This window comes from Nocardioides aquaticus, assembly GCF_018459925.1.
GTDB lineage: Bacteria > Actinomycetota > Actinomycetes > Propionibacteriales > Nocardioidaceae > Nocardioides > Nocardioides aquaticus.
In genome coordinates this window covers 647076-667896 of the sequence record NZ_CP075371.1, presented here as the reverse complement: position 1 = coordinate 667896, position 20821 = coordinate 647076, and the positions used below count along the sequence as shown (strand labels likewise).

The 20821-nt window shown below is 75.0% G+C and carries 17 protein-coding genes; 11 read left to right on the top strand and 6 right to left on the bottom strand.

Annotated elements, in window-relative coordinates; all coding sequences use genetic code 11:
- Window positions 1-771: a hypothetical protein gene (locus tag ENKNEFLB_RS03285; protein ID WP_214057886.1), complete on the bottom strand. Its 771-nt coding sequence runs from the start codon at window positions 769-771 to the stop codon at window positions 1-3.
- 211 nt (window positions 772-982) lie between these two features.
- On the opposite strand from ENKNEFLB_RS03285, the gene ENKNEFLB_RS03280 reads away from it, so the two are divergent.
- The 9 genes from ENKNEFLB_RS03280 to ENKNEFLB_RS03240 all read left to right on the top strand — a co-directional run bounded on the left by ENKNEFLB_RS03280 (window position 983) and on the right by ENKNEFLB_RS03240 (window position 12356).
- On the top strand, window positions 983-1732 hold the full coding sequence (locus ENKNEFLB_RS03280) for a YqjF family protein (RefSeq protein ID WP_214057885.1): 750 nt from the start codon (window positions 983-985) through the stop codon (window positions 1730-1732).
- A 170-nt stretch (window positions 1733-1902) separates the two neighbouring features.
- Window positions 1903-2238: a hypothetical protein gene (locus ENKNEFLB_RS03275; protein ID WP_214057884.1), complete on the top strand. Its 336-nt coding sequence runs from the start codon at window positions 1903-1905 to the stop codon at window positions 2236-2238.
- On the top strand, window positions 2235-4403 hold the full coding sequence (locus ENKNEFLB_RS03270) for an SCO7613 C-terminal domain-containing membrane protein (RefSeq protein WP_214057883.1): 2169 nt from the start codon (window positions 2235-2237) through the stop codon (window positions 4401-4403). Before ENKNEFLB_RS03275 ends, ENKNEFLB_RS03270 begins: the two co-directional genes overlap by 4 nt.
- A gap of 199 nt (window positions 4404-4602) precedes the next feature.
- Window positions 4603-5817, top strand: a complete 1215-nt coding sequence (locus ENKNEFLB_RS03265; protein ID WP_214057882.1) for a TerC family protein — start codon at window positions 4603-4605, stop codon at window positions 5815-5817.
- Window positions 5814-7238 (top strand): hypothetical protein, encoded by a 1425-nt coding sequence (locus tag ENKNEFLB_RS03260; protein WP_246535816.1) that lies wholly within the window; start codon window positions 5814-5816, stop codon window positions 7236-7238. Before ENKNEFLB_RS03265 ends, ENKNEFLB_RS03260 begins: the two co-directional genes overlap by 4 nt.
- A gap of 83 nt (window positions 7239-7321) precedes the next feature.
- Window positions 7322-9208 (top strand): ABC transporter ATP-binding protein, encoded by a 1887-nt coding sequence (locus ENKNEFLB_RS03255; protein WP_214057881.1) that lies wholly within the window; start codon window positions 7322-7324, stop codon window positions 9206-9208.
- Window positions 9205-10119, top strand: coding sequence for a serine/threonine-protein kinase (locus ENKNEFLB_RS03250; RefSeq protein WP_214057880.1), 915 nt, complete (start codon window positions 9205-9207; stop codon window positions 10117-10119). Before ENKNEFLB_RS03255 ends, ENKNEFLB_RS03250 begins: the two co-directional genes overlap by 4 nt.
- 43 nt (window positions 10120-10162) lie before the next feature.
- Entirely contained in the window at window positions 10163-11107 is a 945-nt protein-coding gene (locus ENKNEFLB_RS03245) for a lipid kinase (protein WP_214059302.1), read from the top strand.
- A gap of 136 nt (window positions 11108-11243) precedes the next feature.
- Entirely contained in the window at window positions 11244-12356 is a 1113-nt protein-coding gene (locus tag ENKNEFLB_RS03240) for a Glu/Leu/Phe/Val family dehydrogenase (RefSeq protein ID WP_246535814.1), read from the top strand.
- Between the two features lie 242 nt (window positions 12357-12598).
- Here ENKNEFLB_RS03240 and ENKNEFLB_RS03235 read toward each other — a convergent pair whose 3' ends face one another.
- The 3 genes from ENKNEFLB_RS03235 to purF form a co-directional block, all read right to left on the bottom strand.
- The gene (locus tag ENKNEFLB_RS03235; protein WP_214057879.1) at window positions 12599-12772 is read right to left on the bottom strand and encodes a DUF3073 domain-containing protein; all 174 of its coding nucleotides are present in this window, start codon (window positions 12770-12772) and stop codon (window positions 12599-12601) included.
- Between the two features lie 183 nt (window positions 12773-12955).
- Window positions 12956-14089, bottom strand: coding sequence for a phosphoribosylformylglycinamidine cyclo-ligase (purM, locus tag ENKNEFLB_RS03230; protein WP_214057878.1), 1134 nt, complete (start codon window positions 14087-14089; stop codon window positions 12956-12958).
- A gap of 28 nt (window positions 14090-14117) precedes the next feature.
- Window positions 14118-15665: an amidophosphoribosyltransferase gene (gene purF, locus ENKNEFLB_RS03225; protein ID WP_214057877.1), complete on the bottom strand. Its 1548-nt coding sequence runs from the start codon at window positions 15663-15665 to the stop codon at window positions 14118-14120.
- 177 nt (window positions 15666-15842) lie between these two features.
- On the opposite strand from purF, the gene ENKNEFLB_RS03220 reads away from it, so the two are divergent.
- Both ENKNEFLB_RS03220 and ENKNEFLB_RS03215 read left to right on the top strand, forming a co-directional pair.
- Window positions 15843-16724: a hypothetical protein gene (locus ENKNEFLB_RS03220; RefSeq protein WP_214057876.1), complete on the top strand. Its 882-nt coding sequence runs from the start codon at window positions 15843-15845 to the stop codon at window positions 16722-16724.
- Window positions 16649-17803, top strand: a complete 1155-nt coding sequence (locus tag ENKNEFLB_RS03215) for a sensor histidine kinase (RefSeq protein WP_338040963.1) — start codon at window positions 16649-16651, stop codon at window positions 17801-17803. Before ENKNEFLB_RS03220 ends, ENKNEFLB_RS03215 begins: the two co-directional genes overlap by 76 nt.
- Before the next feature lie 60 nt (window positions 17804-17863).
- Here the strand turns inward: ENKNEFLB_RS03215 and ENKNEFLB_RS03210 are convergent, their stop codons facing one another.
- Together ENKNEFLB_RS03210 and ENKNEFLB_RS03205 are read right to left on the bottom strand one after the other, a co-directional pair.
- Window positions 17864-18355 (bottom strand): (2Fe-2S)-binding protein, encoded by a 492-nt coding sequence (locus ENKNEFLB_RS03210; protein WP_214057874.1) that lies wholly within the window; start codon window positions 18353-18355, stop codon window positions 17864-17866.
- A 28-nt stretch (window positions 18356-18383) separates the two neighbouring features.
- Window positions 18384-20774: a molybdopterin cofactor-binding domain-containing protein gene (locus ENKNEFLB_RS03205; RefSeq protein ID WP_214057873.1), complete on the bottom strand. Its 2391-nt coding sequence runs from the start codon at window positions 20772-20774 to the stop codon at window positions 18384-18386.
- Between the last annotated feature and the right edge of the window lie 47 nt (window positions 20775-20821).

Here is a 20821-nt window from a genome sequence, read left to right as displayed (position 1 = left end):
TCAGACGTGGCCGGCGAGCTGGGCCATCCGCGCCCGCAGCGCCTCGAGGTAGGCGTCGCGCTGCTTCGGGGTGACCGCGGGGTCGACGCCCTTCGCGTGGTCCTCGAGGTGGCTGCAGGCCGGCAGCACGTCGATCGACAGCTTGGCCGCGCCCGCCAGCGCGCGGAGCTCGTCGAGGCGGTCCCCGAACGGGGTGCCGCTGCCCGGGGAGTAGGAGCGGACCACGTCGTCGAGGTCGTCGGCGAAGAGGTCGGCCTTGGTCACCACGACGACCAGCCAGGTGGGGCGCTCCCGGCGTACGGACATCGCGGCGATCCGGTGCGCGGTGACGGTCCAGTCCTCGAGCTCGGCGGCCAGCTGCTGCTCGCGGGTGACCGGGGCCGGGCCGGTGGTGCCCGCGGGGCGGCGGCCGGTGGCGTGGCCGTGCGCGACGAGGTGCAGGACGCCGTCGACCGGGTCGTCGTGGAAGACCTCGTCGAGGGCACCGAGCCGGGTGGCGGCGTTCTCGCCGGGCACGACCCGGAACCGGAACCCCTTCAGCCGCCCGCCGCGGCGCACCCGCCTCTCGAGCACGGCCGAGCCGGCCTCGGGGGTGCCGCCGGGCTGCGGGCGCCCGACCAGGTGGTCGACCAGCTCGGACTTGCCGACGCCGGTCATCCCGGTCACGGCGACGGTCGGGAACCGGTGCGACCAGACGCCGGTGACGCGCTCGCGCCCCCGGGACAGGGCGCCGGGGACCGCGCGGACGGCGCGGGGGCGGGACGGGGCCACGGCTGCTCCTCGGGGTGTGCGGGTGATGGGGGTGGGTGGTCCGGGCTGGTGGTTCGGGTGCGTGTGGTTCGGACGGCGACGGTAGCCCCACCGCCGAGGTGACCCTCGCGGACAGCCGAGATGACGCTCGCGGCGCGTCGAGATGACGCTCTCGGCGCCTCGGGGCGGCTCACCGCGCCGGTCGCGCGGGCGTCGGGGGCACACTCGCACCATGCGCCCCGAGCCCGTCGACCCGCTCGCCCCGCCGCTGGCCGGGCCGACGCTGATGAACCAGGACTGGCGCGACCTGACGTACCTGCACTGGGCGGTGCCGCCGGAGCGGGTGGCGCACCTGATGCCGCCGGGCGTACGCCCCGACGTGCACGAGGGCGTGACGTACGTCGGTCTCGTGCCGTTCCGGATGGTCGACGCCGGGCCCGGCGGCCGCGTCAGCGTGCCGTGGGCCGGGACGTTCCTCGAGACCAACGTGCGCCTCTACTCCGTCGACGAACGAGGCCGGCGGGGCGTGGTCTTCGTCAGCCTCGATGCCGACCGGCTGCTGGTGGTGCTGGGCGCGCGGGCGGCGTTCAACGTGCCGTACCGCTGGGCGCGGATGCGTCACCACCGGGCGCCGGGCGGCGGCCCGGGCCCGCAGGGCGACGTGCACACCTACACCGCGCGGCTCCGCTGGCCGGGGACCTCGGGGCGCAGCCGGGTCTCGGTACGGGTCGGGGCACCGCGGGCCGCGGACGCGCTCGACGAGTTCGTCTCCGCCCGGTGGCGGCTGCACACGGCCGTGCTCGGCCGGGCCCTGGTCGTGCCGAACGCGCACGAGCAGTGGCCGCTGCACGACGCCGAGGTGGTCGACCTCGCCGACGGGCTGCTGGCCTCGGTGGGCTTCGGCGAGCTGCTCGACCGGGCCCCCGACCACGTCGCCTTCAGCCCGGGCGTGCACACCGTCTTCGGCCTGCCCCGCCGGTGACCAACCGCGGCCGAGGTGTCCGCGACCGTCATCTCGAGGCGCCGCGAGCGTCATCTCGGCTGTCCGGGAGCGTCATCTCGGCGGGGTGCCCGGCGGACTGAGTAGTCCTGCTCAGCAGGTCGAGTAGGAGGACCCTGGGGCACGGGTGCGCGGTGCGGCGTACTGGACCCATGCCCCGCTACGCCGACCCCGGCTCCTGCCCCGACTGCCGCACCGTGCTGCCTGCCGCGCCGGCGCAGTGCCCGACCTGCGCGCTGCCGCTGCGGGGCCCGACCGCCGCGACGCTGCTCGCGACGCTGACCCGCGCCGACGAGCTGCTGGCCGCGCTGCGGGCCTCCGCGCCGGCCCCCGCGGCGGTGCCGGTGCCCGCGGCAGGCGTCCCGGTGCCGCCGGCCGCGCCCGCCCCCGCACCGGCGTCCGGCCTGCGCGGCTCGTCGGTCCCCGGGTCCTGCTCGGGCTCGGCGCGGCCTGCCTGCTCGTCGCCGCGGTCGCGTTCCTGGCCGTGACGTGGTCGTGGCTCGGGGTCGAGGGGCGTACGGCGGTGCTGCTCCTGCTCACCGGCGGGGCCGCCACCGCGGCGGTGGTCCTGGCGCACCGACCGCTGCCCGTCGCCGCCGAGGCGCTCACCACCGTCGCGCTCGGCCTGGTCGCGCTCGACGTGCTCGGCGTGCGGTCGTCGGGCTGGCTGGGTCCGCTCGGCGGGGGCGGCACCACCGCCGTGGTCGGCACGGCGGTCGGTCTCGCCTCCGTCGCCCTGGTGGCCGCGACGCGGCAGCGCGTCGCCGCCCCCGTCGCCGCCCAGGTCGGCGGCGCGCTCGGGCTGCTCCTCCTCGCCGGCGGCACCGTCGTCGCCACCGGTCACCTGACCAGCACCGCGGCCGCAACCGTCCTCGCCGCCTCGCTCCTCGCCGCGCTCGCCCACCGGCTCGACCTGCGTACGGCCGCCGACGCGGCCGCGGTCGTCGCCACCGCGTGGTGGCTCGGGCTGACCACCGTCGGCCTCGCGGACGCAGCCGCGGCCCCCTCCGTGCGCGGCCTGGTCCTCGACGGCGCGGGCGCGGGCCTCCTCTCGGCCGGGCTGCTCGCCCTGCTGCCGCTGGCCCACCCCGCCGTACGCCGGTCGCGGGTCGCCGGGCCGGCCGCCGTGGCGGTCTCCACGCTGCTGCTGACGCTGCTCGCCGTGGTCCCGCTGGCCGACGAGGGCGCCGGGACGTTGCTGGTCGGGTGCCTCGTCGGGCTGGCGGCGTGGACCGTCGTCGTCGCCGCTGCCGGCCGCACCGGCCTCCGTGACCGCACCGCCGCGATCGCGGCGCCCCAGCTCGTCCTCGCCCTCCCCGCCGCGCTCGTCGCCCTGGACCTCGTCGCCGCGGCCGTCGACAACGTGGCCCGGCTGGCCGAGCGGGTCGGGTCCCCCGGCGGCGTACCGCTCGACGCGGTGCTGGGTTCGACCGTCACCGCCGCCGCACCGGCCCTGCTGGTGCCGACCACCTGCCTGGTCGCGGTCGCCGGCGCGGTCCACCTCCCCGCCCGGCACCGCCGGACCGGGTTCCTGGCCGCCGTCGCCCTCGCCGTCCCCGCCTCGGCCGTCGCGCTGGCCGCCGTCCCGGTGCCGCTCGCCCTGGTCGTCGCGGTCGCCGCCGTGCCCGGCCTGCTCGCCGCGACGGCCGCCCTGGTCGCGCCGGCCGCACTGGAGGGACGCCACCGCACGCCGCTCTTGCTCGCCGCCGCCGGAGCCGCCGGGACCTCCCTGGCGGCCGCCCTGCCCAGCGCCGCCCTGACCGCGCTCGTCCTCCTCCCGGTCGCCGTCGTCGCGGGCCAGGTCGCGCTCGACGGCGACGCGGGCACCCGGACCCGGACCGCCGCGGACGCCGCGCTCCCCCTCGCCCTCGGTGGCCTGGCCTGGTCGGTCGCCGACGTGACGGGGCTCGCCGTCGCCGACCGGGCGCTCCCCGTGCTGTTGGTCGTCGGTGCCCTGGCGGTGCTCCGCCCCCGCCTCGCCGTCGAGCTCGGGGCGACCGCGGCCGCGCTGCCCGCGACCCTCACCGCGCTCGCGGCCGTCGCGGCGTCGCCCGCCACCTCGGTCACCGGGTCCGCGTCGGTGTCGCTGGCGCTGCACCTGACCCTCGCCGGCGCGCTGCTCGCCGCGAGCGCGGCGATGCACCCCTCCCGCCGGCTGCTGGCGTGGCCGGGCGGGCTGCTGCTGGCCGCCGCCACGTGGGTACGTCTGGCCGACCTCGGCGTCAGCGCCCCGGAGGCGTACACCCTCCCGACGGCGCTCGTCCTGGTCGCGGTCGGCGTGGTCCGGCTCCGCCGCGACGCGGACGCCCCCACCCGTACGACGCTGCTGCCCGGGCTGGTCCTCGCCACGCTGCCCTCGCTGCTGGTGGTGCTGGCCGAGGACCCCGTCTCGCCCCGCGCCGCCGCCCTCGGGCTCGGCTGCCTGGTGCTGCTCCTGGCCGGCGCCCGGCTGCGCTGGAGCGCCCCCGTGGTCGTCGGGGGTGCGGCGGGCGCCGTCCTGGTCGCCGCCGAGCTGGTGCCGTACGCCGCGGTCGTCCCGCAGTGGCTGCTGCTCGCCGCCGCGGGTGCGGTGCTCACCGCCGTCGGCGTCACCTGGGAGGACCGCTCGGCCGACGCCCGCCGGGCGGCCCGCTACCTGGTGCGCCTGCGCTGACCGCAACCGTCACCTGGACGCGCCGCGAGCGTCATCTCGGCTGTCCGCGAGCGTCATCTCGGCGGGTCCGCGGCGTCGCCCTGGGTGAGATGCCCTCTCACGCGGCTGCCCTACCCTGACCTGACGGCGTGCGTCCTGCGTCGACCTGCCCCCGACGGGCCCGCAGCCGACGAGCCCGCCACCGACGAGGAGTTCCACCATGACCGTGCCTACCTGGGTCTGGGCCGCGACCATCGCGCTCATCCTCGCGATGCTCGTCTACGACTTCGTGTTCCACACCCGCAAGGCGCACGTGCCCTCGCTGAAGGAGGCCGCGGTCTGGTCGGCGGTCTACGTCGGCATCGCCGTCGTCTTCGGCCTCGTCGTGCTGTGGTTCGGCGGCGGCACGATGGGCGGGGAGTACTTCGCCGGCTACATCACCGAGAAGGCGCTGTCGGTCGACAACCTCTTCGTCTTCCTGATCATCATGACCAGCTTCAAGGTGCCCCGCGAGGACCAGCAGAAGGTGCTGCTGTTCGGCATCGTCTTCGCGCTGATCGCGCGGACCGGGTTCATCTTCCTGGGCGCCGCGCTGATCAACCAGTTCGCCTGGGTCTTCTACCTCTTCGGCCTGATCCTGATCCTCACCGCCGGCAACATGCTCAAGGGTGAGGTCAGCGACGACGACCCGCACGACAACGAGAACTTCATGGTCAAGGTGGCGCGCAAGCTCGTGCACACCTCGCCGGAGTACGACGGCGACAAGCTGTTCACCGAGATCGACGGCAAGCGGGTCCTGACCCCGATGCTGCTGGTGATGGTGGCCATCGGCGGTACCGACATCCTGTTCGCGCTGGACTCGATCCCGGCGATCTTCGGGCTCACCCAGAACACCTTCATCGTGTTCACCGCCACCGCGTTCTCGCTGCTCGGCCTGCGCCAGCTGTTCTTCCTGATCGAGGGCCTGCTGGAGCGCCTGATCTACCTGTCGTACGGCCTCGCCGCGATCCTCGCCTTCATCGGCGTGAAGCTGATCCTGCACGCGCTGCACGAGAACAACCTGCCGTTCATCAACGGCGGCGAGCCGATCGAGGTCACCGAGATCAGCACCGCCGTCTCGCTGGGCGTCATCCTCGGGCTGCTCACGATCACCGTCGTCGCGTCCCTGGTCAGCAAGAAGGGCCGCGCCAAGGTCGCGATCGGCAACGCCCGCCGTCACGTCAACGCCTACCTCGACCTCGACTACACCGCCGACGAGGGCGAGCGCGAGCGCGTCTACTGCAAGCTGGTCGAGGAGGCCGAGCAGGTCAGGTCGCTCGGCCCCGAGTCCAAGCGGATGATGCGTGACGAGACCGAGCTGATGGAGAAGATCGAGAAGGCGCGCCAGCAGCACGAGGAGGCCACCGGCGCGAAGGTGGACAACCCGGCACCGTGACCCACCCCGACGCCTGGGACCTCGGTGCGCTCCCGCCGCTGACCCCGGTCGCCCGACGACGCCCGGTCGCCCTGGCCCAGCCGGGCACCGCCGTCGTCGCCGCCCCGTACGCCGCCGCCGAGCTCGACCTCGCCTCCCCCGACGCGGACGCGGTGGTCGGGCTCGCGGCCGGTCCGGCCGGGGGCGCCCCCACCGCCCTGCGCGCGCGACGCGCCGCCGGTCGGACCTGGCTCGAGCTCGAGCACGACGGGACCACCTCGCGCCACGAGAGCCGGCGCCACGCCCGCTCGCCCCGGGCCGAGGCGCTCGCGGTGACGCTGACCGGCTCCCTGGCGACCGCCTGGACCCGGGAGGCCGGCACCTGGCGCGCCCGGGCCGTGCTGGACCTCGCCGAGCTGCGCAGCCGCGAGCCCGCGACCACGCCCGACCCGTTCGACGCGGACTGGCTCGCCGGCCTGCGGGCCGAGCCGGGCGCCGACCGGGCCGGCACCTTCGGCCAGCTCGGCCTCCGAGACCCGCACCTGGTCACCCACGCCGACGGCACCGCCTACGACGGCGGTGACGGCCTGCTGCTGCTCAGCGCGACCTCGGCCGGGCCGGGCGGCTTCGGCACGGGCCACACCTCGCTGTGGTCGCTCGACCCGACCACCCTGGCCCTGGCCCACCGCGGCGACCTGTTCTTCCACCGCACCGACCGGGCCGGGGTCCTCGGCGACCACGCCACCCACGTCGTCCGCGACGGGGACCGCTGGCTGGTGGCCACCAGCACCTGGGGCGACTTCGACGTCGACCGCAACCCGCACGTCTCGATGACGCTCGCGGTCGTGCCCGCCGGCACGGACCTGCTGCACGGCAGCCACGTGCTCGACACGGTCCCGCTGCCCGCCCCGACCGGCCCCGGCCCCGACGGCACCGACGACACCGACGACACCGACGGCACCGACGGGCCCGCCCCGGTCGGCACCTGGGACCCGCACCTGGTCCGCGACGACGACGGCACCTGGCTGCTCGCCTTCGTCCAGGCGACCCTGTTCTTCGTCTTCCACCCCGCCCTGGCCGCCGGCCCCGACCCCACCGACCCGGCCGGCTGGACGCTGCGCGCCGCCGCCACCGCGCGGACGGCCTGCGAGGGCCCGTCCCTGCTGCGCACCACCGACGGCTGGCGGGTGCTGGCCAGCCACGGGCGCGACGGCAGGAAGGACGCCGAGGGCGCCGCGGCGACCTACCCGGTGCTCGACCTGGACCTGCGCGAGGTGGGCCGGCTGGACGCGGCGTACCCGACCAACCTGCCCTGGCCCACGCTCGCCCGCACCGCGGCGGGCCCGCTGATGATCGGCTTCGACTCCACCCCGGCCGGTGGCCCGCTGCTGGGCTACGGCACCCACGGCGACCTCGTCCTCCAGCGCCCCGCCGAGGGCTGACCCGTGCGCCGGCCCCGCCCGGATGAGAGGACCCTCATCCGGCTCTCACCGGCGGCTCACCGCCGGGCGCCAGGATCCTCGGTGTGACGACAGACGACCGGACGGGTGGCTCACCTCAGGAGCCACCCGCCCGGCCGCTCCCGGATCCTGCCACGCCGCGGGCCGGCCTGCTGGCGCGCGCCGCGGCGTCGCTGCGCCCCGGCGCCGACGACGACCCGATGGTGGCCCAGGCCCGCGGGATGACGATCGCCGACGTCGTACGCCGGTTCTGGCCGCGGCTGCGTCCGCTGCGCGGGTGGCTGGTCCTCGGGCTGGTCCTGCTCGCGGCCGCCCCGGCGATCACCGTCGCCGAGACGCTGCTCTTCCAGCAGCTCGTGGACCAGGTGCTCGTGCCGGCCGATCCCGGCCCGCTGCTCTGGCTGGCCCTGGTGTTCCTGGGCCTCAACCTGCTCTCCGGCGTGGTCTCGGGCGCCGACGACTACCTCGGCACCTGGATCTCCCAGAAGTTCCTGGTCGGCCTGCGCCGCGACTCCTTCGCCCACGTGCTCTCGCAGCCGTCGCTGACCCACGACCGCCGCCGGATGGGCGACGTGCTGACCCGGCTCACCTCGGACGTCTCCGCCGTGGAGAGCTTCATGGTCGGCCAGCTCACCGTCGGCATCGGCGCGGTGCTGCAGCTGGTGTTCTCCCTCGGCGCGCTGTTCTACCTCCAGTGGCAGCTGGCCCTGGCCTCGCTGGTCGTGGTGCCCGTCTTCTGGTGGGTCTCGACCCGCTTCGCCCGGCTCACCAAGGACGTCTCCCGCGAGCGCCGCCGCCGCGGCGGGTCGCTGAGCAGCGTCACCGAGGAGAGCCTGGCCAACGCCTCCCTGGTGCAGGGGTACGGCCGGGAGGCCGACGCCGTGGCGTCGTACCAGCGCCAGAACGAGGCGATCGCCTCCGCCGAGCTGGCCGGCAGCCGGGTCCGGGCGGTGTTCCTGCCGCTGGTGGACCTGGCCGAGCTGGCCGGGATGCTGCTGGTGATCGGGCTCGGCGTCTGGGCCCTGGCCACGGACCGGCTGACCCTCGGCGGGCTGCTGGCCTTCCTCACGCTGCTGATCACCTGCTACAAGCCGGTCCGCGAGCTCAGCCAGCTCGTCCCGGCGCTGTTCTCGGCCACCGCCGGCGTCGAGCGCATCGTGGAGCTCCTCGACGAGCCGGCCGCCGGCGACCGTCCCGGCGCCACCCCGCTGCCCGCCCCGGTGACCGGCACCCCCCGCGGCGGCGTCGAGCTGCGCTCGGTCTCCTACACCTACCCGGACGCCGCGTCCCCCGTCCTGGACGGCCTCGACCTCGTCGTGCGCCCCGGCGAGCGGGTGGCTCTGGTCGGGCCCAGCGGCACCGGCAAGTCGACGGTCGCGCGGCTGCTGACCCGGGCCCTCGACCCCGAGGCCGGCCGGGTGCTCCTCGACGGCCACGACCTGGCCGAACGCACCGCGACGTCGGTCCGCGCCGCGGTCACCGTCGTCCACCAGGAGCAGCTGATGCTCGACGCCAGCGTCCACGACAACATCGCCTTCTCGCGTCCCGACGCCACCCGCGCCGAGGTCGAGGCGGCCGCGCGCGCCGCCGACGCGCACGACTTCGTGGCCCGGATGCCGCAGGGCTACGACTCCCGGGTCGGCCAGCGCGGACGCAGCCTCTCCGGAGGTCAGCGCCAGCGCCTCGCCCTGGCCCGGGCGCTGCTGCGTGAGAGCCGCCTGCTGGTGCTGGACGAGCCCACCACCGGCCTCGACGAGGCCACCAGCCGACGCCTGCTCGAGGCCGTGCTGCGCGGTCCCGGCGACCACGCCGTGCTGCTGCTCACCCACGACGCGGTCGCGCTCGAGTACGTCGACCGGGTGATCGACCTCGCCGCCGACCCCGCCACCCCGCCGGTGCCCCCGCCGGTGCCCCCGCCGGTGTCCCCGCCCGCGGCTCCGGTGCCGGCGTGAGGGCCCGCCCGACCGCGCCGGTCGTCCCCCCGGTCGTGCCCGCCCCGACCGTGCCCGGCTACCGGCTGCTGGAGCGGATGGCGCACGGCAAGCGGCTCGACACCTGGGACGCCTGGGACGAGCTGCGGGGCACCCGCTGCGTCATCAAGCTCGTCCGCCCCGACCGCCGGGCCCAGGACCGGGTGGTCGAGGCGCTGCGCCGCGAGGGCGTGATCGCCACGACCCTGGCCCACCCGCACCTCGTGCGGGGCTACGAGGTGCTCGACGACCCCGTCGCCGTCGTGCTCGAGACGCTGCGCGGGCAGACCCTGGGCCGCGTCGTCGAGGACGGGGCGCTGGGCGTGCCGGACGTCGCCGAGCTCGGCCTGCAGCTCACCGCGGTGCTCGGGTTCCTGCACCACCACGACTGGCTGCACCTCGACGTCAAGCCCGGCAACGTCGTGGTCGACCACGGCCGGGCGGTGCTGATCGACCTCAACCTCGCCGGCCGACCCGGCGAGGGACGCCCGGGCGCCGGCACCCCCGGCTACCTCGCCCCCGAGCAGGCCCACGGCGGCACCCTGACGAGCGCGACCGACGTCTGGGCGCTCGGGGTGGTGCTGCTGGAGTGCCTCACCGGGGAGCAGCCCTTCGGCCAGGAGGCGACCTGGGACACCCGCCGCCGCTGGCCGCTGCTGCACCGGCGTCCGCCCGGTCCCCCCACCCCGCCCGCGCACCTGCCCTCACCGCTGGCGGCGCTGCTGCTGTCGTGCGTCGACCACGACCCGGCCGCCCGGCCGCGGTTGGCCGACGTCCGCGCGGTCCTCGAGCCCCTGACGGGCCGACCGCCCGGGCCCCGGACCGGGCCCCGGACCGGGCCCCAGACCGGGCCCCAGGCCGGTTCTCATGCCCCTCCCAGCCTCCCCTCATGAACGCCTCATCGGACCCTCCTAAGGTCACGACCATGCGTTCCCCCTGCTCTCCCGCACCGCCCTCGTGGTCAACGAGGCCTCGCGCACCGGCGCCGCCCGGTCGGCCCACGCCGAGACCCTGATCCGTGCCGCGCAGGGCCGCTGGGGCCGGCTGTCGCTGCACCCGGCCGGCACCGGGCAGGGCCTGGCCGCGGCCCTCGACGAGGCGCTGGCCGGCGCCCCGGACCTGCTCGTGGTCGGGGGCGGCGACGGCACGCTCGCGCTGGCCGCCGACAAGGTCGCCGGCACCGGCGTCGTGCTCGGGGTGCTGCCGCTCGGCACCGCCAACGACGCCGCCCGCACCCTCGGCGTCCCCCGCGACCTGGCGGGCGCGGTGGACACCCTGATCTCCGGCGAGGTCGTCGACATCGACCTCGGCCGCGCCGACGGGCGCGCCTTCCTCAACGTGGCCTCGGTCGGGTTGTCGGTGGGCGTCACCGAGCGGCTGCGCCCGGGCCTGAAGAAGCGCCTCGGCCCGCTGGCGTACCCCGTGGCGACCCTGGGCGCCTACCGCACCCACGTGCCGTTCGCCGCCCGGCTGGAGTTCCCCGACGGCGACCACCCCACCCTCGAGCTGGACGACCTGCTGCAGGTCGGGGTGGGCAACGGCCGGCACCACGGCGGCGGCACCACCGTGTCTCCCACCGCGTCGATCGACGACCAGCGCCTCGACGTCTACGCGATCCAGCGCGGCCGGGCCCGCGACCACGTGTCCATCGCCCGGCTGCTCAAGGACGGCACCTTCGTCGAGCACGAGCGGGTCCGCCACCTGACCACCACCGCCGTACGCCTGGTCACCGACCCCCCGATGCCGGTGAACCTCGACGGCGAGGTGGTCGCGACCACCCCGCTGACCTTCGGCGTGGACCGCGACGCGGTGCACGTCGTGGTGCCCCGCGGGGGCACCGCCGCCCGCCTCGACCGGCCCGTGGGGCGCAGGCTCCGCTGAGTCCGGAGGGACCCGCCCGGCACACCCGTCACGGGGCGGACGGTCTGCCAGGATGAGGTGACCCGCACCACCCCGCGGGCCGACCGACCGGCGCCCACCACCCCCGGGCGCGCCCCGACCACCCGAAGGACCACCCGTGCCTGCAGCCGACGTCTCCCCCTCCGCGCCCGACCGCTCCCTGCCCGACCCCTTCGGCGACGGGCACGACCACGAGCAGGTCGTCTTCTGCCAGGACCCCGCCAGCGGCCTGCGGGCGATCGTGGCGATCCACTCGACGGCGCTCGGCCCCGGCCTCGGCGGCACGCGCTTCCACCCGTACGCCTCGACCGCCGACGCCCTGCGCGACGTGCTCGCCCTGTCCCGCGGGATGACCTACAAGGCCGCGCTGGCCGGGCTCGACCTCGGTGGCGGCAAGGCCGTCATCATCGGTGACCCCCGGACGGAGAAGACCGAGCCGCTGCTGCGGGCCTACGGCCGCTTCGTGCAGACCCTCGGCGGCCGCTACCGCACCGCCTGCGACGTCGGCACGTTCTCCGAGGACATGGACCTCGTCGCGCGCGAGTGCGACTTCGTCACCGGCCGCACCACCGCCCACGGCGGCGCCGGCGACAGCTCGGTGCTCACCGCCCTCGGCGTCTTCCAGGGCATGCGCGCCGCGGCGGAGGCCGTCTGGGGCGAGCCCACGCTGGCCGGCCGTACGGTCGGGGTCGCCGGCGTCGGCAAGGTCGGGCGCCACCTCGTGCGCCACCTGCTCGAGGACGGCGCCTCGGTGGTGGTGACCGACGTGCACGCGCCGACGGTGGAACGGGTCCGCGAGGAGCACCCCGCGGTCACCGTGGTCGGCTCCACCGAGGAGATGGTGGCCTCCCGGCTCGACGTCTACGCCCCCTGCGCCCTGGGCGACGCGCTGACCGACGAGGTCGCGGCGGTGCTGTCGGCGCGGATCGTGTGCGGGGCGGCCAACAACCAGCTCGCCCACCCCGGCGTCGGCAAGGTGCTGGAGGACCGCGGCATCCTCTACGCGCCCGACTATTGCGTCAACGCCGGTGGACTGGTCCAGGTCGCCGACGAGCTCGAGGGCTTCTCCTTCGACCGCGCCCACCACCGCGCCTCGCGGATCTTCGAGACCACGCGGTCGGTGCTCGCGCGCGCCGCCTCCGACGGCGTCCCGCCCGCGGTCGCCGCCGACCGGGTCGCCGAGCGACGCATCCACGAGGTCGGCCGCCTGCGCGGCATCTGGACCCCCTGACCGCCGAGGTGACGCTCGCGGCGCGCCGAGATGACGCTCCCGGCGCGCCGGCCGGTGCTGTCACGCTGTGTTACCTCACCTGGCGGGCCGTCACGGCGCCGCACGAGTCGACGTAACACAGCGTGACAGCTGCGCTCGCGCCCGCTTCCACTGCGATCGGACCGCCCGACGCAGCGGTCGGCGCGCACGAGAACCCGGGCCGACCCACACGGGTCGGCCCGGGTCCCCACCGCGGGGAGGTGTCAGTCGCGGCTGCGGTGGTCCGACGACCAGTCGTCGGGCTCCTCGGCCTTGCCGCTGTCGTCCTCGCCACCGTGCAGCTCGCGTGCCAGCGCCCCGAAGTCCGTCTCGTGGGTCTGGTACTTCAGGTCGCGGGCGACCTTCGTCTGCTTGGCTTTCGCTCGGCCGCGCCCCATAGGGTCAGCCCCCTCGCACACTCGGCCGGGCCCGACGCTGAGATCGGGGCACCGGGCTGTCTCCATCGGTGATCGTGAGTCACACGCTACCCAATGACCGGTCGGAACCGCACGCCCGGGCAGGCGAGGCGCGGCGCGACGGCCGTCCGGCGGCCCGTACGGCCCCCGGTGCGGCCCCGGGTCTCACCAGCCGGGATGGCGGCCCACCAGGCGGACGGCGCCGCGGTCGGCGTCCGCCGCGGCCGGCATCACCTCGCCGGCGACCCACGAGCGCACGCCCTGCTCGGCGAGCACGCCGAGCACCGCGTCGACGCCCTCGGGGGCCACCACGGCCACCATCCCGACCCCGCAGTTCAGCGTGGCCTCCAGGTCCTCGACGCCGACGCCGCCGGCCGTGCGGACCAGGTCGAAGACCGGCCCGGGGGTCCAGGTGCCGCGCTCCAGGGTGGCGGTGAGCTCCTCGGGCAGCGAGCGGGCCAGGTTGGCCGCGAGGCCGCCGCCGGTGACGTGGGCCATCGCGTGCACGGCGTTGGTCGCCGCGGCGGCCAGGCACGCCTTCGCGTAGACCTTCGTGGGCTCCAGCAGCTCCTCGCCCAGGGTGCGGCCGAGCTCGGGCACGTGCCGGTCCAGGGACCAGCCGAGGCCCTGCTCGCCGAGCAGCACGTGCCGCACCAGGGAGTAGCCGTTGGAGTGCAGCCCGCTGGACGCCATCGCCACGACGGCGTCCCCGGGGCGTACGCGGGCCGGGCCGAGGAGCCGGTCGCCCTCGACGACCCCGGTCGCCGCGCCGGCGACGTCGTACTCGTCGGGGGCCAGCAGCCCGGGGTGCTCGGCGGTCTCGCCCCCGGCCAGCGCACAGCCGGCCTCGACGCAGGCGTCGGCGATGCCCTTGACGATGGCGGCGATCCGCTCCGGGACGACCCGCCCGGTGGCGATGTAGTCGGTCATGAACAGCGGCTCGGCGCCGCACACGACCAGGTCGTCGACGACCATGCCGACCAGGTCGAAGCCGATCGTGTCGTGGACGTCCATCGCCTGGGCGATCGCCACCTTGGTGCCGACGCCGTCGGTCGAGGTGGCCAGCACCGGGCGCTCGAACCGGGTCAGGGCCGAGGCGTCGAAGAGCCCGGCGAACCCGCCGATCCCGCCGATCAGCTCGGGCCGGCGCGCGCGCTCGACGGAGGCGCGCATCAGGTCGACGGCCGCGTCGGCTGCCTCGATGCTCACCCCGGCGGCGGCGTAGGCGGAGGTGCCCGTGTCGGCGCCGGCCGAGGAGCCGGAGGGGACACCGGGCGCGGTCGGGTGGGTCTGGCTCATCAGGCGGGCTCCGGGCTCGGGGGCGAGGTCAGGGGTTGTTCAGGACCGGCAGGGCCTTGCCGTGGGTCGGCGCGGTGAGCGAGGTCTCCAGCAGGTGCTTGCCCAGCAGCGCCTCGTCGGGCAGCTCCACGGGGTACTCGCCGGTGAAGCAGGCCTTGCACAGGCTCTCGGAGGCCTGCCCGGTGGACTCGACCATCGCGTCGAGCGAGATGTAGCCCAGCGAGTCGGCGCCCACGCTCGCGGCGATCTCCGCCGGGGACAGCCCGTTGGCGATCAGCTCGGCGCGGGTCGCGAAGTCGATGCCGTAGAAGCAGGGCCACCGCACCGGTGGGCTCGAGATCCGCACGTGCACCTCCAGGGCCCCGGCCTCACGCAGCATCCGCACCTGGGCACGCTGGGTGTTGCCGCGCACGATCGAGTCGTCGACCACCACGATCCGCTTGCCGCGGATCATGTGCTCGAGCGCGTTGAGCTTCAACCGGATCCCCAGCTGTCGCAGGGTCTGGCTGGGCTGGATGAAGGTCCGCCCGACGTAGGCGTTCTTGACGAACCCCTGGCCGAACGGGATCCCGCTCTCCTCGGCGTAGCCGGAGGCCGCCGGGGTGCCCGACTCGGGCACCGGCATCACCAGGTCGGCCTCGACGGGGAACTCACGGGCCAGCCGGCGACCCATCTCGACCCGCGCCTCGTGCACGCTGCGACCGGCGATCCGGGCGTCGGGGCGCGCGAGGTAGACGTACTCGAAGACGCAGCCCTTGGGCTCGGGCTCGGCGAAGCGGTGCGACCGGAGGCCCTCGGAGTCGATGACCAGCATCTCGCCGGGCTCGACCTCGCGGATCCGGCTGGCGCCCACGGTGGCCAGGGCGGAGTCCTCGCTGGCCACGACCCAGCCGCGGTCGGTGCGGCCGAGCACCAGCGGGCGGATGCCCTGCGGGTCGCGGGCGGCGTACAGCGCGTCCTCGTCCATCCAGACCATCGAGAAGGCGCCGCGCAGCAGCGGCAGCACCTCCAGGGCACGCTGCTCGAGCGTGGTGTCGGGGTGGTGGGCCAGCAGCGAGGTGACCAGGCCGGTGTCGTTGGTGATCCCCTCCTGGCGGCGGATGTTGATCTCCAGCTCGCCGGCGGTGCCCGGAAGGGCCGCGACCAGCGCCTGGAGCTCGTGGGTGTTGATCAGGTTGCCGTTGTGGCCGAGCGCGATCGACCCGGCCTCGGTGGGCTGGAACGTGGGCTGGGCGTTCTCCCAGGTGCTCGCACCGGTGGTCGAGTAGCGGCAGTGGCCGATCGCGAGGTGGCCCTGCAGCGAGTCCAGGGTGGCCTCGTCGAAGGCCTGCGAGACCAGGCCCATGTCCTTGTAGACCAGGATCTGGCGGCCGTTGCTGACCGCGATGCCGGCCGACTCCTGGCCCCGGTGCTGCAACGCGTACAGCCCGAAGTAGGTCAGCTTGGCGACGTCCTCGCCCGGGGCCCAGACCCCGAAGACCCCGCAGGCGTCCTGGGGCCCCCGGTCCTGGGGGTCGAGGTCGGTGGTGAGCCGGCCGTCGCCTGGCCGCTGGCCGGGACCGCTGAGGTAGGGCACGACCCGAGTCTAGGAGACCGGGGCGCGAGACGCTCGTCAGCCCGCTCGGCCCGATCCCCCGACCGACTGCGCCCCGCCGGGCGCGGCCGTACGATGGGGCTGGTCATCAGGGGTGCCCCCGGCCGTCCACGCCCCTGTCGACCCTCCCCCTCCCCTCCCTGCCCCGAGGCCTCCCCCATGACCCGCACGGCCCCCCAGCTCCACGTCGGCGGCTACGCCAGGCCGGGTCGGTCGACCTGGTCCGACGAGGCCACCCGCGACTCCCTGCTCCTGCTGGCCGAGGCGCTGCGCGACGCCACCGGCTTCCAGGTGGTCTCGATCGGGGTGGTGGACGACACCGCGGTCTGCGAGACCGTCGCGATCGCCGGCGACGAGACCGCCCGGGCCCAGCTGCTCGGCACCCGGCTCCCCCTCGCGGTCCTCGAGCAGCTGATGACCGGCGGCACCCGGGTCGGGGCGGCCGCGCTGGTGCGGCGGCTGGAGCCGGACGAGGACCTCTCCCGGGTCTGGTGGACCAGCCACGAGGAGCCCGCCGACGACGAGGGGAGCTGGCACCCGCACGACTGGCTGGCCGTGCTCGCCCACGACGACGACGGCGCGGTGGTCGGGGTGGTCCAGCTCGACCTGCCCCTCGACGGCCGGCGGCCCGACGCGCACCGCCTGGCCGAGCTCGACCGGCGCTGCGCCACGGCCGCCCGCTCCCTGGTCGCCGCCCGCGAGCGCGAGCGCCTCTCCGCCCAGGCCCGGATGGCGCGCACCGCCCGCGACGTCGTGCGCCGCAGCGCGGGCCGCCAGACGATCCCGTCGATCCTGGCCCGCAGCCACACCGCGGTGATGGAGGGCTTCCGGGCGCGCGGCCTGTTCATCCAGCTCCTCGGCGAGCAGGGCGTCGCCCGGGTCGGCACCGTCTACCGCGCCGACGGGGAGGAGACGTCGATCCCGCAGCCGGTCGTCGACATCGCCGAGCGCGCCGCCCGGACGGCCTGGTCGGCGCAGCAGGTCTCCGTGGTCGACCGCTGCCACCCCCGGGGGACTGGCTCGGCGACACCGAGGCCCTGACGCTGCAGGAGTACCTGGGCCAGCAGCAGATCGGCTCCCTGCTGTTCGTGCCGATCGGGGTCGGCCGCACCTGCCTGGGCAGCCTGGCCCTGACCCGCAGCCCCGGCGACCCGACCTGGAGCGACGTGGAGCGCTCGACCGCGCTCGACGTCGGCCACGACCTGGGCCACGCGATCCTCAACGCCCGCGCGCACCGGCGCGAGCGGGAGCTGCTCACCGAGCTGCGCGAGCTCGACGCCTACAAGAGCGGCCTGATCGCCACGGTGTCGCACGAGCTGCGCAACCCGCTCAGCGCGGTCGCGGGCCACCTGGAGATCCTGCGCTCGATGCGCGACGCGATGCCCGACGGCACCGACCGCTCGCTGGCGGCGATGGAGCGTGGGACCAGCCGGCTCGAACGGATCATCGAGGACCTGCTCACCTTCTCGAAGGTCGGCGACCCCGGCCGGGTCTTCGCGCCGGCGGTGATCGACCTGCGCGAGGTGGTGCGCGACGTGCGCGAGCTGCACGACCTGCCGGCCCGGCGTCGCCGTCAGCGCGTCGAGGTGGAGCTGCCGGACTCCCCGGTGCTGGTCCGGGGGCTCACCGGCGACCTGGACACGGTGGTCTCGAACCTCGTCGGCAACGCGCTGAAGTACTCGGGCGAGGGCACCGTGGTGCGCCTCGTGCTGACCCAGGACGCCCGCGAGGTGGCCCTGACCTGCACCGACCAGGGCCTGGGCATCTCGCCCGCGGACCAGCGCGCGGTGTTCGGGGAGTTCTTCCGCTCCGCCGACCCCGCCGTACGCCGCCAGGGCGGCACGGGGCTGGGCCTGGCGATCGTCGGACGGATCGTCAAGCGGCACCGCGGCCGGGTCACCGTGACCTCCGAGATCGGGGTCGGGAGCACGTTCCGGGTGGTCCTGCCCAGCGTGGAGGAGTTCGAGCGGGCCGCCGCCGAGGCCGCCTTCGAGGCCGACCTCGTCGCCCAGGTCCGCGGGGCGCACCTCGACCTGCCCGAGGACGGGCAGGACGACGACCGGGACGACCGGGACGACGACGGCCCGGCCCGGGCACCGCTGGCGGGCAGCGGGACCTGAGCCGGGCCGGGGTCGGCCTGCGACGGCCGGCCTGGGACGGCGGGCCTCAGACAGCGAGCCTCAGTCGTTCGGGCCCATCGCCCGCGCACCCTGCACCACGGCCTCGCGGATGCGGGTGTAGGTGCCGCAGCGGCACACGTTGCGGATCGCGTCGAGGTCGGCCTCGGTGATCGAGCGCCGCTCCCGCCTGACCCGGCGCGCCAGCGCGACGGCCTCCATGATCTGGCCGGGCTGGCAGTAGCCGCACTGGGCGACGTCCCGGTCGATCCAGGCCTGCTGCATCGGGTGCAGGTCCTTGCGGCCGTCGAGGGTGGCCAGGCCCTCGATGGTGGTGATCTCGTCGGTCCGCTTCAGGTCACCGACCTTGACCGAGCACGGGTTGAAGGCCTTGCCGTTCACGTGCGAGGTGCACGCCTTGCACACGTTGATGCCGCACCCGTACTTCGGGCCGGTCACCTTGAGGATGTCGCGCAGCACCCAGAGGACGCGGACGTCGTCCGCCACGTTCACGGTGACGCTCTTGCCGTTGAGGATGAAGGTCTGCTTGGGCATGGTCTCGTTCCTTGTCTCTCTCGCGCGATCAGCGGGTCAGCTTGAGGCCGTTGGTCGGCGACACCGGGACCGGGGGCACGAACGACTTGGGCGTGAAGGCGGACAGGGACGTGTCGTGGTTGACCGGGAAGCGCATGGTCTGCTTGGTCGGGTCGATCCTCATCGCCCGGACGTAGGCGTTCGCCGTCGCCGCCGCGGTCGCGGCCACGCCGGCCTCGCCGGCGCCGCCGGGTCCCGGCCGGTCGGACTCGAGCACGTGCACCTCGAACTCCGGCGCGATGTTCCACTGGCGCGTGTAGAAGTAGTTGTCCCAGCTGGCCTCGAGGAAGTGGCCGGCCTTGAGGTGGACGCTGCTGGTCAGGGTCAGCGCGAGTCCGTCCGCGAACCCGCCCATCATCTGCGCCTCGAGCCCGCGCGGGTTGATCACGAGCCCGGCGTCGACGGCGAACACGCCCTTGGTCACCCGCGGGCCGGTCACGGCCTCGCGGATCTTGCGGTTGACGGTGGCGGGACGGCAGTCGATCTCCACCAGGCACGCCGTGGTGCCCTTGTACTCCCGGTGGATGGCGATGCCCTGGGCGGTGCCGGGCGGCATCGTGCGACCCCAGTTGCCCTCCTTGCAGACCTTGCGCAGCGCCCGCTTGGTGTTCTCGTTGCGCAGGAACTCGAGGCGGTACTCCATCGGGTCCATCCGGGCGTCCTTGGCGAGCGCGTCGACCATCATCTCGGCGGCCACGCGGGTGTCCGGGGAGTAGATGTTGCGCATGCTGCCGGTGTTGAACCGGTCGTCGACTTCGTTCAGCAGCTGGGTGACCGCGCCGAAGTCGTAGCCGAGCTCCTGGGTGAGCAGGAAGATCGACTGCGAGTAGGTCAGCTCGCCGAGGTTCAGCGGGAGGTCGTCGGCGGAGATCGAGGTGATCATCTCGCCGAGGCCGTGGCTGAAGTCGGTGACCACGCTGGTGTTGCGCTGCTCGTAGCCGTAGACCTTGCGGCCCCCGCCCAGGAGCCCGCCGCCGGTGGCGGCGCGGACCCGCGAGGTGACCATCGGGTGCAGCCGGCCCTGGCGCGGCTCGTCTGCGCGGTGCCACATCAGGCGGACCGGGACGTTGCCGAAGGCGCGCGAGCACTCGGCGGCCTCGATCGCGTGGTCGCTGAAGAGCTTGTGGCCGAAGGAGCCGCCGCCGGTGATGACGTTGACCGTCACCTGCTCCTGGGACATCCCGAGCATCTGGGCGATGTCCTGCTGGGCCAGGATCGGGACCTTGAGCCCGCCCCAGATCTCGGCGGAGTCCTCCGTGACGCTGGCGATGGCGGCGTACGGCTCGAGGGCCGCGCTGGAGCGGAACATGAACTCGCAGTCGATCTCGAGCGTCCGGTTGCCCAGCGGGAGGTCCGGGATCTGCGTGAGCGGGGTGAACGGCAGCTCGGCCCCGCGCAGCTCGGCGAGGATGGTCTCGTCGGACTCGCCCTCGACCGACCCGGCGTTCCAGGAGACCTTCATGGCCCGGATGGCGTCGATGCACTGACCGAACGTGCGGGCGCGCACCGCGATGCCGCGGGAGGTCTTGGCGACGTGCGTGACGCCGTCCATCCTCATCACCTCGCGCCGGTTCAGCAGGCGCTCCGGGGTGCCGTTCAGCGTGGGGGGCCGGCACACCATCGTGGGCAGGGCGCCGGGGATGTCGAGGTCCATGGAGAACTCCTTGGCCCCGGTCACCGCCGCCCGCGCGTCGGTTCGGTTGCGGGGGGTCCCGATGACGGTGAAGTCGGACTCCTCCTTCAGCACGACCTCGGAGATCCGGTCGACCGGCCAGGCCGCGGCCTCGCTCAGGTCGCCGAAGCCGATCGACTCGCCGGTGTCGATGTTGGTGATCGTGCCGGCGATCACCTGGATCCGGTCGGCGTTGGCCTCGAGCAGCGGCAGCGCCGCCTCGATGAGGGCCCCGCGCGCGAGCGCCGCGGCGACGCGGATCGGGGTGTAGGTGGAGAACGTGGTGTTCGACCCGCCGGTGAGCTGGTTGAGCAGCAGCTCCGGACGCGCCGGGGCCAGGGTGACCCGGACCTTCTCGACGGGCAGGTCGAGCTCCTCGGCGATGATCATCGCGGTCGAGGTGACGATGCCCTGGCCGACCTCCATCCGCGGGATGGCGAAGGACGCGGTGCCGTCCCGGTTGATCTCGATCTGGATCAGCTGCGCCGTGGGGAGCGCTGCGTCGGTCTGCAGGTCCTCCAGGTCGTAGATCTCCGAGACCTGGGGCGCGGACTTGATCCCGGCGGCGTGCGCGGCACGGCCGAGGGACAGGTCGGCGGCGGTGACGAGGGTGGATCCGCCGAGCACGTAGCCGAGGAAGCGGCGGCGGCCGAGGCCGCGTCCGCTCTCGTCCGGGTGCTCCGCGGGCTGGACGGTGGTGCTGGTCATGGGGGACCTCCCGATCGGTTAACCGGAGTTAACGTGACGACCGTTAC

What these genes read in the sequence shown, in the direction of transcription:
- ENKNEFLB_RS03220 (WP_214057876.1), top strand. Translation starts at nt 15,843, where the DNA reads ATGACCCGCACGGCCCCCCAGCTCCACGTCGGCGGCTACGCCAGGCCG.
- ENKNEFLB_RS03265 (WP_214057882.1), top strand. Translation starts at nt 4,603, where the DNA reads ATGACCGTGCCTACCTGGGTCTGGGCCGCGACCATCGCGCTCATCCTC.
- ENKNEFLB_RS03275 (WP_214057884.1), top strand. Translation starts at nt 1,903, where the DNA reads ATGCCCCGCTACGCCGACCCCGGCTCCTGCCCCGACTGCCGCACCGTG.
- ENKNEFLB_RS03210 (WP_214057874.1), bottom strand. Translation starts at nt 18,355, where the DNA reads ATGCCCAAGCAGACCTTCATCCTCAACGGCAAGAGCGTCACCGTGAAC.
- purM (WP_214057878.1), bottom strand. Translation starts at nt 14,089, where the DNA reads ATGAGCCAGACCCACCCGACCGCGCCCGGTGTCCCCTCCGGCTCCTCG.
- ENKNEFLB_RS03205 (WP_214057873.1), bottom strand. Translation starts at nt 20,774, where the DNA reads ATGACCAGCACCACCGTCCAGCCCGCGGAGCACCCGGACGAGAGCGGA.
- ENKNEFLB_RS03280 (WP_214057885.1), top strand. Translation starts at nt 983, where the DNA reads ATGCGCCCCGAGCCCGTCGACCCGCTCGCCCCGCCGCTGGCCGGGCCG.
- ENKNEFLB_RS03235 (WP_214057879.1), bottom strand. Translation starts at nt 12,772, where the DNA reads ATGGGGCGCGGCCGAGCGAAAGCCAAGCAGACGAAGGTCGCCCGCGAC.